A 13,652-nucleotide genomic window follows, 5' to 3' on the forward strand; every position below is an offset into this window, starting at 1 on the left:
CATTTTCGTTTTAGATAACCGTAGTTGTATAGTATACTAACAAATGTAAACGGTTTACAATTTTTTGAGAAACCTACTGATTTTCACTTGACAAGTAAAAACTACTTAGCTACTATTTAAGCAAATAGTTAGTTCGATGAACAAACTTAGTCAGGTTTGAATTTTTAAGGGAGGTGAGTTTAGGGGAGAGTATTTTCTTTAATCAGCTTGTAAGCGCTGTCAAATATGTTTATTAAGGGGTGTTTAATTTGAAGAAAGAATGGCTTTTTCTTTGTTTTGCTATTCCGTTGCTTACCTTATCAGCTTGTGCCGACGCTGATACGGATGCACCACAAGATGATGTAGAAGACGATCCACCAGAAGAGACAGAGGATCCGACCGAAGCAGATGATGATGGAGAAGCGAGTGGCGGAGATGGTGAAAAAGAATTAACGCTGTGGCATATTGAAACCGGTTACGGTGAAGAAGAAATCGAAGCAGCTGTAGAACGTTTTGAAGAGGAAAATCCAGATGTCAGTGTTGAAGTGGTACAACACGAAAATGATCCATATAAAACAAACTTTAATGTTGCCGTAGGCGGAGGCGACCCACCTGATGTCTTCCATAGTTGGGGCGGCGGCTGGCTAGAAAACTTTATAAATGCAGGCCAGGTTAAAGACATAACAGATGATATTAATGAAGAGGACTATTTAGATGCCGGGTTGTCAGTGGCTACCTTTGATGATGAAATCTACGGGGCGCCACTTGCGATGGATACCGTGCTTGTTTGGTATAATGAACGCATTTTTGATGAGTACGATATTGAAATTCCAGAAACATACGATGAATTTCTAGAAATCGTTGAAATGCTAGAAAGCAACGACATTATCCCATTGTCACTTGCCAACCAGCCTAGATGGCCGGGAGCATTTTATCTCATGTACTTTGCCGAACGACTTGGCGGCGTTGAATTGTTTGACGAAGCTTTTCTTAGAGAAGGGCGCGGTTTTGATGATGAAGCGTATATTGAAGCAGGTCATATGATCCAAGAGCTTGTGGAAATGAATGCGTTCCCGGACGGCTTTAACGGAATGGACTTTGACACTGGACAGTCCCGTCAGTTGTTGTACGGCGACCGTGCAGCCATGGAAATTATGGGCGACTGGATGATTGGTGCTACAAGAGACGACGCCCCTGAGTTTGAAGAGGACCTTAATTACTTTATGTTCCCTGAGATTGAAGGTGGCGAAGGCGACGCCAGTAATATCGTTGGTGGCGTAAGCCCTGTCTTTTCAGTAGCTGAACAGAGTGAGCACCCAGAAGAAGCGGTTGAATTAGTTAAAGCACTGACAAGCCAGGAAACGGCTGAAAGTTTTGCGAATGCAGACGCTGAGATTTCTGCTGTAGAGGGTGTAGAGTATGATGACGAGTATGTTGCCGAGATGAGTGAAATTCTTGAGGAAGCGGATAACGTTCAATCTTTCTACGACCAAACGCTTCCTTCTGAATTGGCAGAAGTTCATTTAGATACGACCCAAGCATTGTTTGGTCTTTCCATTACTCCAGAAGAAGCTGCTGAAGAAATGGAAGCTGCTGCTGAAGAAATTTTGGCCGAAGATGAAGAAGTGGTACCAGAAGATGACGATGATGACGAGGAAGAGGATGAGTAAATAGGTAGAATATAAGTCTAATTCTGATTTCTTCATTAATTACGAGGAGAACAAGAGGTTGTCCCAAAAGGTCGTTTAAGGTGTGAGAGGCAGCCAGCCTTTTTTAGCCGACTGCCTTATGGGACACCCGTTCTCTTTACATGTAACTGCCAGCGATAAGTGGGCAGGGCCAAGAATGCTTAGGAAAGCTCCTAATAGCAAGTTGAGGTTTAAAAAGCCCGATGAAAGAGGTGAAAATCATGAATCAACCAACAGAAAAAAAACTTGTGGCCACAGATACTGAAAGCCAAGCGCAACAAAAGGCCACCTCCCCAGGGTCTGCACCTAAGAAACGCCAGAAACGCTCCATTAAATTCAAAGAAGGGTGGACTATTCTTCTTTTCTTGGCACCTGCTTTAGCTGTGTATGGGCTGTATGTGGTGTATGCGATTGGTATGACGTTTTATTACAGTTTGTTTGAATGGTCAGGAATTGATCAGGATTTCAATTTTATCGGGCTGCAAAACTACGTGTTTCAATTTACAGATGGCGTATTTTGGCAATCTGTAAGTAATAACTTCCTTTTAGTGGCTGCTTCTTTGCTTACGCAACTGCCGCTTGGCTTAATTATGGCGTTGTTATTATTTGCACCGATTAAAGGGATTCGTTTTTTCCGATCTGTTTATTTTATGCCATTTTTAATGTCCACAGTCGCGATTGGTATCCTATTTACGTACATATACGATCCCAGCTTCGGTCTAGTGAATGAGCTATTAGGCTTTGTCGGATTAGAAGCTTTGCAACGAGGATGGCTTGGCGATGAATCAACTGCCATATGGTCAATCATTGCTGTTGTCGTTTGGCAATTTGCCCCGTTTTATATGATTCTATTCCGAGCAGCCATTGTCGGGATTCCAGAAGAATTATATGAAGCAGCTGACATTGATGGGGCTTCTAAATTCCAGCGCTTTCGCAAAATTACTTTTCCGTTGTTAATACCGACAATTGTAACATCCTCCATTCTTTCAATTATCGGGGCGTTAAAGTATTTTGATCTGATATACGTTATGACCGGTGGTGGGCCAAACAATTCGACTCACCTGATGGCAACCTATATGTACGATCATGCGTTTTCCTATTTTAATATGGGTTATGGGAGCAGTATTTCCTTCTCTATGTTTGTCATAGCGTTGATTGTTACGATTTTTATTCTCTTCATAGACCGGAAAAGGAAGGGGGAGTTTTAAATGGTGCTAAATATTATCAAAAAGTTCCTGCTCTATTTGTTGGCAATTGCGTTGCTCTTATTCACGGGACTTCCTTTTTTCGCCATGGTCAACACGTCGTTTAAAGAACAGCTTGAATTTATGCAGAGTCCCTGGTCCCTGCCGGAGTCCTTTAATTTGGAACAGTATATGCTGCTGTTTGAAACGGACTTCTTCACTTATTTCGGCAACAGTTTAATCGTTGTTGTCATCTCGGTGATCTTGACCATTATCTTATCGGCAATGGCCAGTTATCCGTTGGCGAGATTAAAGTTTCGATTAAGCACACCTATTTTTGTATTGTTTCTTGTCGGGATGATGATTCCGATTCATACTACGCTCGTTCCTATTTTCCAGCTCACGCAATCGATGGGGCTGTATGATTCGCTCTGGGCGCTTATCGGCCCATATGTCGCATTTGCCCTCCCGGTTTCGATTGTCATATTCACGCAGTTTTTAAAAGAGCTGCCGGTTGAACTGGAAGAGTCGGCGAAAATTGATGGCTGCGGGCATTTCACTCTTTTCTGGAAAATTTTATTCCCGTTATTAAAGCCAGCGGTTGCGACCATTACGATTTATAACTTCATTATTATGTGGAACGAATTTATTTTCGCGCTCGTTTTAACGAATTCACCTAGTAACGCTACCTTGCCATTGGGGCTGCGAGAATTTCACGGTGATTTCTCTGTGAATGTGCCGGGGATGATGGCTGCTCTTACATTAGCATCGCTTCCGCTTCTTTTGATTTACTTTATCGCTCAGGAGCGCATTGTAAAGGGAATTGCTGCTGGTTCAGTAAAAGGGTAAGTGTAAAGCTTGTCTTTCTATACCGTTGTTAAACGAAGCTTAAAACAGGGGGGAATTTTCCATGTCAACGATTGAAAATCCGATTTTAACAGGGTTTAACCCAGACCCGAGTATCTGCCGGGTCGGGGAAGATTATTATATTGCTGTTTCCACCTTTGAATGGTTTCCGGGTGTCGGAATCTATCATTCAAAGGATTTGAAAAACTGGAAGCTCGTCTCTAGGCCGCTGAACCGTCTTAGCCAGTTAAATATGGCGGGGAACCCAGATTCGGGCGGGATTTGGGCGCCGCAATTATCATATGAAGATGGGCAATTCTGGTTGATTTATACAGATGTTAAAGTAACAGATGGCCGGTGGAAAGACTGCCATAATTATTTAGCAACGTGTGAAACGATTGCTGGCGAGTGGTCGGAACCCGTTTATTTAAACAGCTCAGGCTTTGATCCTTCCTTGTTTCATGATGATGATGGCAGGAAATATCTCGTGAACATGATGTGGGACCACCGCGTCGGGAACCATAATTTTTATGGCATCGTTCTGCAGGAATATGATACGCAACAGCAAAAGCTGGTTGGCAAACCGGAACTCATTTTTAAAGGTACAGACATTAAGTTAACCGAGGCGCCTCACCTATATAAACTGAATGGCTATTATTACTTGCTCACTGCAGAAGGCGGAACGCGCTTTGATCATGCTGTAACGGTCGCTCGTTCTACAACTTTACGCGGAGAGTATGAAGTTCATCCTGAGAATCCGATACTTACGTCTTGGCCGTACCCACGTAATCCCCTTCAAAAAGCGGGGCACGCCTCCATTGTGCATACTCATACTAACGAGTGGTTCTTAGTTCACTTAACCGGGAGGCCGCTTCCTCGCGAAGGTCAACCGGTGTTAGATCCGCGCGGGTTTTGCCCTTTGGGGAGAGAGACAGCAATTCAACGAGTGGAATGGAAAGCTGATTGGCCGTATGTTGTAGGCGGCCCGGAGCCTTCGTTAACAATTGAAGGACCGCAGCTGGCCGAAGTGAAAGTGGAGCCAGGTTACAATGAAATGGAAACATTTAATGAGAATACGTTAAACATCCATTTTCAAACGTTGCGTATTCCGCTTGAAGAAGATACACTCTCGCTTACCGACCATCCTGGCTATCTGCGCTTATACGGAAAGGAATCGCTTACTTCCAAGTTTAAGCAGGCTTATGTAGCGAGGCGTTGGGAAGCTTTTACCTTTCAGGCAGAAACAAAAGTAACCTTTTACCCTGAAACTTTCCAGCAAGCAGCTGGACTAGTCAACTATTACAATACCGAAAACTGGACGGCTTTACAGGTCAGTTGGCATGAACAAAAAGGAAGAATTCTTGACCTGACTCAATGTGATAATTTTACATTTTCACAGCCACTAACCGGAAATGAAATTTCCATCCCAGAAGAAGTAGAAGGGGTATATCTACGCGTCGATGTAGAGACTGACCTTTACCGCTACTCTTATTCGTTTGATGGGGAGACGTGGACAGAGATACCGGTCGAATTTCATTCTTATAAGCTTTCAGATGACTACATCCGAGGCGGCGGTTTCTTTACTGGAGCCTTTGTTGGCATGCAATGTCAGGATACGTCCGGTCAAAACGCGCACGCAGACTTTGCTTATTTTAAATACCAAGAAAAGTAATTGTAAGGTTGAGAAGTTTCGTTAGAGGAGGGTGTACCTAACGTGAGAATGCCCGAGGCGGCTGGAGGTTAAGTGATCCTGGTGAAGCCGCGCAGGGCGTTATCCGGAGGGGCACGGAAGGGGAGGCTTGATAGGCATCACAAGATTCCCCTCTTATAGAACTTCTTGCAAAAACCAGCCCCTTTCCCGTGCGCAGGAAGGGGTAGGTTTTTCGTTCACTTTGTAAATGGAGGAGGTCTTCTTCCTCTGGATTTAAAAGGCAAAAGGAAAGCCCTTGCGGAGCGAATGTACCCGCAAAGGCTTCTGAAACAAGAAGGATAAATAAAGGATTATAGCATTTTAATTGAAAAGTCTTTATATAATGCTTTAATTTGGGAATACGTGTTCATGGCTTTCTCTTTACTCTCAACAATGAGTTCCTCGTGTTTGCTGCCCCGTTCCGGACAAGCTACTTCATGTACATTCCCATCTTTGTCCATTGCTACAATTCGATAACTATCTTTCATCCATGATCCCCCCAAAAGTTGTTTTTTTAGTTACATGTACTGTAGGCACTAATCTGTTCTGCGATGTCATCAGGATCTAAACTGGAAGCTGACCACTTCTCACTTTTTTGGTCGTCTTCAAACACCATAATAGTAGGGTAAGAATCAACGTTGAATGCTTGTGATAATTCTGTATCATTAGTTGAAATTAAGTGTATGATCTCCTGGTTATCTCGGCATTCCGAGGTGAATTCAAGTAGTACATCATAATACGGCTTTTCTTTTTCAATGAGTTGTTGATCCGAGAAAAATAAAATTGAAAGCTCCCCGCCTAGTTCATCAGGTAACACAGTGGTTTGAGAAGAGGTTGAACAACCGCCAGCTATGAGCAGAAACAAGGAAGTGAGTACGAGCATTTTTTTACGTTTCATGTTCAACCCCGCTTCGTTCTATTGTGCCTCCAGACTGCGTTTAGATGACTTCAGTTCAAAGGCTGTTACTATGTTACATTCCCCGTAATAAAGGTTTAAAACTTATTGTTTTACTATAAAAGAAAACAATATTTTAATAGTACAAAGGTAATTAGTTTTAGGCGCAATCGTTTACAAACAAGCGATAGAAAGAGCGTCAATTTGCTGAGCACATGGACACTTTCTGTCTCCTGACGAGGGTGTGCTTCAGCTAGCTAGGAGTAGGTGGTATATTTATCGTGAGTATGGGCTTGGGACCATAGCTCTTGTATCACTTGAGCTCTTTATGGTTTCATATAAAAGTAAAGGAGGAGTGACAGATGCCTAGTGAACAAGACGGCGTAAAACAGTTTACCGTCGACGAATTAAAAGAAATTTACAACCGGGAGGAAGGCTCACCGGTACTAGTCGACATCCGTGAAAAAGAAGAGTATGAAGAAGGGCACATCCCCGGAGTGCCGCTTATTCCGATGACCCAAATTGAAGCACGCTTTGAGGAATTTGACCCGGAGCGCGAATATCTTTTCATTTGCCGGAGTGGCCGCCGCAGTCATAATGTGTCCAAATACTTTAAAGCAAGAGGAATTGAACTTGCCCATAACTACGACGGCGGCATGCTTGAATGGGATGGCCCCCTTGCCACCGGCTTAGAAAATGTACCTGAAGATGCGAAAGACCTCAGTGTGAAAAAAGGGGATTAGACGTACTTTTCCAAGAGAGCGAAAAACGGCGCCCCAATTAGCGATTCGGAAGCCCCGGATCGCTTTTTTGTGCCGCTATAAGATATTTGGCTTACGGGGCATCTACGTCGTCGATGACTCCCACTCTTCCGAATACAAGAAGTAACAGCAATATGGCGATCAATATACTCCACATTAAAGCATTTCCATCAATAGGATATTCCTCATAATAGGGAGGATAAGCTTTCTTCTTTCTGTTGTTTTTTTCGACGTTTGGGTTGGTGCGAAGACGAGAAGGCATTCACTAGTCCTCCTTTTTATTCTCTTCAAAGCGCTGAATCAGTTCAGCCACTGTCATATCTGGATTATCTTCCATAAATTTAGCAAGTGGTTCAATACCATTTTCATTATTTTCTGGAAAAGAGGGGAAGCCGCCGATTAGGTATACGCCTACAAGAGGGTCCGTACGAAAAAGTTCAATGGAATATACATCCAGCTTTCCTGATAGAATGAGCGCCGCTGTAACAATCTCAAGGTGTTTTCCACTAAATAAATCATGAACCGAGACCGGATCTTTATAGTCTTTCCCCATAATTTCCACCACCTTTTCCTTGCTAGCCTATGCACCTTTTCTGAGAAATGTGCCACAAAAGCCTAATACTTCATCGATCTGCCAAAAATGACGAGAAGGGAGCGGCGGTCTTTTATAAAAAACGAAGGGTCTATTGACATTATGGTTTTTTCTGCATAAAATGAACTTAACTTATAATCCATATAAAAATACTTGGTTATTAACGTAAGAGGTGTTCCGCATGGGGGAGAAATCGGAAGAATTAGAACGTATTAAAGAGCGGCTAGCGGAACAGCTAGAAGGCTTGCAATACGGATCAATTACCATCACCGTGCAAGACGGGAAAGTCGTACAAATGGAACGGAGCGAGAAAGTTCGTTTTAAATGAGGAGAGCTCACCAATGAATGAAGGCGGCGCTTACACGGTACGTACTCAAAACGTCTTCTGTAAGGCCGCTTCTTATAGGCAAGAAAAAGGGTGAAGGTCGTACCAGGCTATAATGACTGAATATTCTTATAAAAAGAAACGTTTATACATAACGTTTCCGCGCGAGCAAGGAAAGGGGCGCGTTCCCAACGCAGCAATGAATTGATCAGCAGCAAGCGATTAAACTTCAAAAGGAGAGAATGGGATGAAACCTTGGTTAAAAGAAGTAGCACGTGGAGAGACGTTAGCGCGTCCGCTTACGTATCGTGAAAGCTATGAAGTGGCTGCTTCAATCGCCACTGGCGAAGCGACTGATGCGCAAATTGGTGCGTTTCTCGTTGCGAAACGCTTAAAAGGTGAAACGTGGGAAGAAATGCAAGGATTTGTGGATGCGTTTCGTGACTATGCAGCCTTGCTCTCTGCTGAACCGATGCGTACGTTCGATGCAGCGGGCCCATATGACGGCAGAAAGACCTTCGCTGCAACGATCCCGGTCTCTTTTTTACTAGCAGCTGCCGGTCATACAACCTATTTGCACGGCGGCCCGCCGCTGCCACCGAAATACGGAACTCCGCTTGAATCACTACTCAGCCGCCTCGGTGGCAAAATCACAGAGGGCATCATGCAAAAAGATGCACCTGTCACCTTTGTGAACAGTTCGGAGCGCCTGCAAGCGTTGGCCCGGCTCCACCACGTTCGTGAAGAAATTGGCGTGCGCTCGTTTCTCAATACAGTCGAAAAATTACTAGGACTGTTACCGGCTCGTACACTTTTGTTTGGCGTCTTTCATAAGAAAGCGGCAGGGCCGATTATCGAGCTTGCCAAACGTCTGCCGTACGAAGAAGCGTTCATCGTGCAAGGTGAGGAAGGGGCCGAAGACGTTCCTGTCCACCGCAAGCAAACGTTTATTTACCATGTAACTGCTAAACAGGATGTGGAGACTTTACAAGTAGAACCGGGCCATTACGGTTTTTCCTATCACCGTGATGATTTTCCACTGTATATGAAGGAAGCGGAGCACGTTGAACGGATCGAAACGATTTTAGAAGGCGATGCTGTCGAAGCTCAACTAGAGCCACTTCGAGATCAGGTACTCTTTAATACCGGGCTGAGGTTGTACTTAATCGGTGATGTGCCATCTGTAGGCGCCGGTATTGAAGTGGCTAAGATGTTATTAGAAAGTGGTTCGGGCGCGCGCCAGCTTGAGGACTGGCGCAATCACGATGCAGGCAGACAAGACCTACAACATGAGGTGAGTGTATGAACAAGGGAGAGGTTGCATTTGTCGGGGCAGGTCCGGGGGATGTGAAGCTGATTACTGTACGAGGGCAGGAGCTCTTACGCGCTGCTGACGTCGTCCTTTACGACCGGCTTGTCCATCCGCTATTGCTTGAAGAAACGCAGCCGGAGGCAGAACGAATTTATTGCGGCAAGCTGCCGGACCGTCATCATTTACGACAAGAAACGATTCAAGAGATCTTAATTGAAAAAGCACAGCAAGGCAAGCGGGTGGTTCGACTGAAAGGCGGGGACCCCGGTGTGTTTGGTCGCGTCGGCGAAGAAACCTCGGCCCTAGATGAAGCCTCTATCTCCTATGAGGTTGTCCCCGGCATCACATCAGGGATTGCAGCCGCTACATATGCGGGTGTTCCGGTGACGCACCGCGACTACAGCACCAGTTTTACGGTGGTGACCGGCCACTCGAAAGAAGCGGCCGGCGTACCTGCTCCGGACTGGGCAGACCTTGCAGCCGGCAGTGAAACGATCGCTTTTTATATGGGTGTAAAAAACCTACCGACGATCAGCCGCGAACTGCTTAGCCATGGCAAACCAGCGGACACCCCTGTCCTGATCATTGAATGGGGAACCACCGGCCGCCAACGCACTGTGGAAGGAACCCTTGCTACGATTGTCGATACAGCGACAACTGCTTCAGTCCAAAATCCAGCTATCACACTGGTGGGAGAGGTTTGTTCCCTTCGCAACGGAACGAGCTGGTACGAAGAAAAGCTCCATCTCGGTCGTGTTATCTGCTTTGTACCGAGCCGGGACAGTGCTCGGACCGAGGAACTTTTACGACCCTTGCAAGAAGAAGGGGCCGAAGTGCTCAGCTTCCCACAGGAGGTGGCAGCCCCTCTCCCGGTCCCCTCTGGCTTTTGGGACCAGGTCTATGCCGCCAGCAGCCTTTCTTTTCTGGAAAAAGAAAGTGTGGTTCGCTTTTTCGACGAGATGAGAGCGGCGGGGCTGGATGTACGCTCCCTGCCTGGACGAATTAGCGTTCCAGTTGGCGCGGAAGGGGTTTCAGATGCTCTTTATGCTCGTGGTATTACGAATATAGAAAATAGCAAGGAACGTTTTCGTTTAGATGAAGTGGTGGTTGGGAGTGAAGCGATTGAGACAGCAGCGGTGTTCTGGCGTTCACATGAATGGCGGCCAGATACACGCGGTCGTAATACACTGGACCGGCTCGTGCGTGAAGAATGGTTGAATACAGTCATTGTTGAAAGTCCTGAGGGCGCGTATCGCTTAAAGGAAGAAGTCGAAACGTTGCTTGGTCAATCGCTGGCTGTATTTTTGGCAGATAAAGACGTGCTAGCCCTGACGGAAGAAGCAGCAGACGTACTGGCGGAAGAAGGGGGCTATGCTGTACTTGGCACAAGTGCAGAGATTTCCGGCCAGCTGCACAGCATGGCAAAGGTGCGCGAGAAAGCGATGGTGAGTGTCTGATGGAAGCTGTTTTGTATATTGGTCATGGGACACGAGTGCCGGAAGGGAACGCCCAGCTTAAAGCATTTTGCGAAGAAGCAATGGATGCGGTGGACGTTCCAATTCAAGAAGTCTGCTATTTAGAGCTTGCCGATCCCGACATCGAAGCCGGCGTGCGGCGCGCGGTGGAGAGGGGAGCTACAGTGCTTCATGTCGTGCCTGTGCTTTTATTTAAAGCGGGTCATGCCAAAGCAGACATTCCGGAAGAGTTGGCGCGCGTAAAGCAGCTTTACCCAGGGGTGATGTTTACCTACGGCGAGCCATTCGGGCTGCATGAAGCCATCTATCCGGTGCTTAAGCGGCGTCTGCAGGAAGCGGGCTGGCAGGAAGGAGAAGCGGCGGATGTGCTGTTTGTAGGCCGCGGGAGCAGCGACACGGAGGCGATCGGTGAATTTTACGAGTTGTCAGCACGGTTAAAAGAAGAGCTCGGCCTGGAGCGGGTGGCACCGTGTTTTCTGGCTGCTGTTACGCCTGCCTACCGCCAAGGGCTGGAAGCGGAAGTTCACCGGACGAACAATCGCTCATTGTATGTATTGCCATACTTACTGTTTACCGGCCTATTAATGAAGGAAATGAAAGAAACGATTGAAGAGGTGGCCGCAGAACGTGATGTTCAGCTCGCTCCTTACTTAGGCTTTGACCATGCCCTGACCGTCATTCTAAGAGAGCGGGTCGAAGCGCTGCGGGCATGCCTTCAGGTAGGGTGACTCAGTCTAAAAAACTATATATAGTGTGGGGAAAGAGAGGTGGGGAGAGCCTCTCTTTTTTGCGCAGCAAATAACACAGGGCAGCGGAGAGGGAATCGTTCATTTTTTACAGGGGGGCACACGTTTTCATACTTTCTGGAAGCTGATACACTAAGAATAAATCGATCATTAAGAGGTGGGTTATGGAAACGATTCGATTAGGGAAAAGTCAAATGGAGGCACCACATCTTGCTTTAGGTTGCATGCGCATGGACGGCTTGTCCACAAAAGCAGCCGCGGGTATCATCAGCCAGGCAATGGATGCTGGCATCAACTTTTTTGACCACGCCGACATATACGGAGGCGGCGCTTCGGAGGAAATTTTCGCCGAAGCGGTGAAAGAGAGCGGAGCCAAGCGCGAAGAGATGACGCTGCAGACCAAGTGTGGCATCCGCGACGGCTACTTCGATTTTTCGAAAGAACATATTTTGAACTCCGTGGAAGGAAGCCTGCAACGCTTAAACACTGATTACATAGACATCCTGCTTCTCCACCGCCCGGACACGCTGATGGAGCCTGAGGAAGTAGCTGATGCGTTTACCCGTTTAAAAGAAAGCGGCAAAGTCCGCCACTTCGGGGTGAGCAACCACAACCCGATGCAGGTCGAATTGCTGAAAAAGTACGTCGATCAGGAACTGATTGTCAATCAGCTGCAGTTTGGCATCATGCATACCGTCATGCTTGACGCAGGCTTGAACGTAAATATGCAGCATGAGCCAGCTGTGAATCGGGACGACAGTGTGCTCGAATACTCACGCTTAAATGAGATGACCATCCAGGCCTGGTCGCCGTTCCAGCATGAAAAGACAAAAGAAGTCTTTGTCGGCAATGACAAGTTTCCCGAGTTGAATGCTAAATTGAGCGAGCTTGCAGAGACATACGGTGTCAACGAATCCGCCATCGCCACCGCCTGGATCCTGCGCCACCCGGCTAAGATGCAGGCGGTCGTCGGCACGATGAACACGGAGCGGCTGAAAGCCATCGCCGAAGCATCTGGAGTGGCGCTCAGCCGCGAAGAATGGTACGCCGTCTACCGCGCAGCGGGGAACGTGCTGCCATGAGGTGGAGTGGTTACTTCACCTTTTTTCTATAGTAAAACTTAGTGGCTTATCTTATTATTCCTGCGTTCGAGGGAAGTGTTTAGATCAAGCCCAGTGCAACAGCGTCTTGGCAAAATGAAAACGTGCAGCAGCTTCCGATCATGGATTGCTGCACGAATAGAAGGTAATGAATAATTAGAGGGATCAAACGAAAGCTAAAATAATTGAACATGTAGAAGGGGCGTTTTCATTTAATACGTATAGAAAGTCCTGTTCATTGCCTCCTCTTAAAGCTTCCTTACGTTGAAGAATTCGAACAGGTTTGTTGCGGTACTAAGTCCTTGCTTGGCAAGTGAAAACTAAAGAAATAAAATCTATTGACTTCAATCTTTGTTGTTGGTATGATAAATTCCCTTGCTTAGGGCAGGGCAGTTACTTTGAATCTATTTGAGAGAAAAAAGAAATTCTTTAATTGATAGCTTCTTTTTTTCATTTAAATTAATATCGGGTAAGTTATTGACTTCACTGATTTTACTTGGTAAAGTAGTAAGTCCTTGCTTGTTGAAAGGGAGCAAAAAAACGACAAAAATCTATTGACTTTAATAGAGGATGTTGGTACAATAAACTTCCTTGCTTGATAACAAGGTGCAACACCGACTCATTGATTGTAGGAAGTTGTCATTTTCGACAAACGTTCCTGCAAAGAACAACAAAAAAGTTGTTGACTTGAGCTTTGGTTTTGTGTAAAATAGAAATTCCGCGTTGGTAAACGCGAAAAAGAATTCGCCCTTTGAAAACTGAATGAAAGAAAGCGCCAGTCAATTTTAATTGATAGTTTATATGAGAGCGAGTCAAATCGCTTCGATTATAAGGGCGTTCGGTTCTGTTAGTTCTTAGGAGCTAGTCGGAAGGCCTGCTACGTTCGCAACGTCCTGTTGCAACGCAGGCACTCGAACGTCCTGTTCTTCGGAGAGTTTGATCCTGGCTCAGGACGAACGCTGGCGGCATGCCTAATACATGCAAGTCGAGCGCGTGAAGCAGGTTGATCCCTTCGGGGTGACACCTGTGGATCGAGCGGCGGACGGGTGAGTAACACGT

Annotated in this window: 14 protein-coding genes and 1 rRNA gene; 11 read left to right on the forward strand and 4 right to left on the reverse strand. The window is 46.1% G+C overall.

Annotated elements, in window-relative coordinates:
* Window positions 1-239: 239 nt before the first annotated feature.
* The 4 genes from D469_RS0108625 to D469_RS0108640 all read left to right on the forward strand — a co-directional run bounded on the left by D469_RS0108625 (window position 240) and on the right by D469_RS0108640 (window position 5,369).
* Window positions 240-1,649, forward strand: coding sequence for an extracellular solute-binding protein (locus D469_RS0108625; RefSeq protein ID WP_420834852.1), 1,410 nt, complete (start codon window positions 240-242; stop codon window positions 1,647-1,649).
* 239 nt (window positions 1,650-1,888) lie between these two features.
* Window positions 1,889-2,875, forward strand: a complete 987-nt coding sequence (locus D469_RS0108630; protein WP_018922989.1) for a carbohydrate ABC transporter permease — start codon at window positions 1,889-1,891, stop codon at window positions 2,873-2,875.
* On the forward strand, window positions 2,876-3,700 hold the full coding sequence (locus D469_RS0108635) for a carbohydrate ABC transporter permease (RefSeq protein WP_018922990.1): 825 nt from the start codon (window positions 2,876-2,878) through the stop codon (window positions 3,698-3,700). It abuts the gene before it with no gap.
* A 61-nt stretch (window positions 3,701-3,761) separates the two neighbouring features.
* On the forward strand, window positions 3,762-5,369 hold the full coding sequence (locus D469_RS0108640; protein ID WP_018922991.1) for a glycoside hydrolase family 43 protein: 1,608 nt from the start codon (window positions 3,762-3,764) through the stop codon (window positions 5,367-5,369).
* Window positions 5,370-5,698: 329 nt separating this feature from the next.
* On the opposite strand, the gene D469_RS22040 is transcribed toward D469_RS0108640, so the two are convergent.
* The gene (locus tag D469_RS22040) at window positions 5,699-5,875 is read right to left on the reverse strand and encodes a hypothetical protein (RefSeq protein WP_018922992.1); all 177 of its coding nucleotides are present in this window, start codon (window positions 5,873-5,875) and stop codon (window positions 5,699-5,701) included.
* A 26-nt stretch (window positions 5,876-5,901) separates the two neighbouring features.
* Window positions 5,902-6,285: a YbbN family protein gene (locus D469_RS0108650; protein ID WP_018922993.1), complete on the reverse strand. Its 384-nt coding sequence runs from the start codon at window positions 6,283-6,285 to the stop codon at window positions 5,902-5,904.
* A gap of 359 nt (window positions 6,286-6,644) precedes the next feature.
* Between D469_RS0108650 and D469_RS0108655 the strand changes: the two genes are divergently transcribed.
* On the forward strand, window positions 6,645-7,025 hold the full coding sequence (locus D469_RS0108655; protein ID WP_018922994.1) for a rhodanese-like domain-containing protein: 381 nt from the start codon (window positions 6,645-6,647) through the stop codon (window positions 7,023-7,025).
* A 91-nt stretch (window positions 7,026-7,116) separates the two neighbouring features.
* Here the strand turns inward: D469_RS0108655 and D469_RS0108660 are convergent, their stop codons facing one another.
* Together D469_RS0108660 and D469_RS19970 are read right to left on the reverse strand one after the other, a co-directional pair.
* Window positions 7,117-7,305 carry a hypothetical protein gene (locus D469_RS0108660; RefSeq protein WP_018922995.1) on the reverse strand — a complete coding sequence of 63 codons (189 nt, stop codon included), beginning with the start codon at window positions 7,303-7,305 and terminating at the stop codon, window positions 7,117-7,119.
* A gap of 3 nt (window positions 7,306-7,308) precedes the next feature.
* The gene (locus D469_RS19970) at window positions 7,309-7,596 is read right to left on the reverse strand and encodes a hypothetical protein (protein ID WP_018922996.1); all 288 of its coding nucleotides are present in this window, start codon (window positions 7,594-7,596) and stop codon (window positions 7,309-7,311) included.
* A 220-nt stretch (window positions 7,597-7,816) separates the two neighbouring features.
* Between D469_RS19970 and D469_RS21590 the strand changes: the two genes are divergently transcribed.
* From D469_RS21590 to D469_RS0108700, 6 genes are all read left to right on the forward strand, one after another.
* Window positions 7,817-7,963 (forward strand): YezD family protein, encoded by a 147-nt coding sequence (locus D469_RS21590; protein ID WP_018922997.1) that lies wholly within the window; start codon window positions 7,817-7,819, stop codon window positions 7,961-7,963.
* Window positions 7,964-8,207: 244 nt separating this feature from the next.
* Window positions 8,208-9,266: an anthranilate phosphoribosyltransferase gene (locus D469_RS19975; protein ID WP_018922998.1), complete on the forward strand. Its 1,059-nt coding sequence runs from the start codon at window positions 8,208-8,210 to the stop codon at window positions 9,264-9,266.
* Window positions 9,263-10,729 (forward strand): uroporphyrinogen-III C-methyltransferase, encoded by a 1,467-nt coding sequence (gene cobA, locus D469_RS19980; protein ID WP_018922999.1) that lies wholly within the window; start codon window positions 9,263-9,265, stop codon window positions 10,727-10,729. Before D469_RS19975 ends, cobA begins: the two co-directional genes overlap by 4 nt.
* The gene (locus D469_RS0108690; protein WP_018923000.1) at window positions 10,729-11,475 is read left to right on the forward strand and encodes a sirohydrochlorin chelatase; all 747 of its coding nucleotides are present in this window, start codon (window positions 10,729-10,731) and stop codon (window positions 11,473-11,475) included. Before cobA ends, D469_RS0108690 begins: the two co-directional genes overlap by 1 nt.
* Before the next feature lie 182 nt (window positions 11,476-11,657).
* The gene (locus D469_RS0108695; protein ID WP_018923001.1) at window positions 11,658-12,575 is read left to right on the forward strand and encodes an aldo/keto reductase; all 918 of its coding nucleotides are present in this window, start codon (window positions 11,658-11,660) and stop codon (window positions 12,573-12,575) included.
* A gap of 942 nt (window positions 12,576-13,517) precedes the next feature.
* A 16S ribosomal RNA gene (locus tag D469_RS0108700) occupies window positions 13,518-13,652 on the forward strand; the annotation flags it as partial.

The sequence above is a fragment of the Salsuginibacillus kocurii DSM 18087 genome (assembly GCF_000377705.1).
Taxonomy (GTDB): domain Bacteria; phylum Bacillota; class Bacilli; order Bacillales; family Marinococcaceae; genus Salsuginibacillus; species Salsuginibacillus kocurii.

What these genes read in the sequence shown, in the direction of transcription:
- D469_RS0108650 (WP_018922993.1), bottom strand. Translation starts at nt 6,285, where the DNA reads ATGAAACGTAAAAAAATGCTCGTACTCACTTCCTTGTTTCTGCTCATA.
- D469_RS0108640 (WP_018922991.1), top strand. Translation starts at nt 3,762, where the DNA reads ATGTCAACGATTGAAAATCCGATTTTAACAGGGTTTAACCCAGACCCG.
- D469_RS21590 (WP_018922997.1), top strand. Translation starts at nt 7,817, where the DNA reads ATGGGGGAGAAATCGGAAGAATTAGAACGTATTAAAGAGCGGCTAGCG.
- D469_RS0108695 (WP_018923001.1), top strand. Translation starts at nt 11,658, where the DNA reads ATGGAAACGATTCGATTAGGGAAAAGTCAAATGGAGGCACCACATCTT.
- D469_RS0108655 (WP_018922994.1), top strand. Translation starts at nt 6,645, where the DNA reads ATGCCTAGTGAACAAGACGGCGTAAAACAGTTTACCGTCGACGAATTA.
- cobA (WP_018922999.1), top strand. Translation starts at nt 9,263, where the DNA reads ATGAACAAGGGAGAGGTTGCATTTGTCGGGGCAGGTCCGGGGGATGTG.
- D469_RS19975 (WP_018922998.1), top strand. Translation starts at nt 8,208, where the DNA reads ATGAAACCTTGGTTAAAAGAAGTAGCACGTGGAGAGACGTTAGCGCGT.
- D469_RS19970 (WP_018922996.1), bottom strand. Translation starts at nt 7,596, where the DNA reads ATGGGGAAAGACTATAAAGATCCGGTCTCGGTTCATGATTTATTTAGT.
- D469_RS0108690 (WP_018923000.1), top strand. Translation starts at nt 10,729, where the DNA reads ATGGAAGCTGTTTTGTATATTGGTCATGGGACACGAGTGCCGGAAGGG.
- D469_RS22040 (WP_018922992.1), bottom strand. Translation starts at nt 5,875, where the DNA reads ATGAAAGATAGTTATCGAATTGTAGCAATGGACAAAGATGGGAATGTA.
- D469_RS0108630 (WP_018922989.1), top strand. Translation starts at nt 1,889, where the DNA reads ATGAATCAACCAACAGAAAAAAAACTTGTGGCCACAGATACTGAAAGC.
- D469_RS0108660 (WP_018922995.1), bottom strand. Translation starts at nt 7,305, where the DNA reads ATGCCTTCTCGTCTTCGCACCAACCCAAACGTCGAAAAAAACAACAGA.
- D469_RS0108635 (WP_018922990.1), top strand. Translation starts at nt 2,876, where the DNA reads ATGGTGCTAAATATTATCAAAAAGTTCCTGCTCTATTTGTTGGCAATT.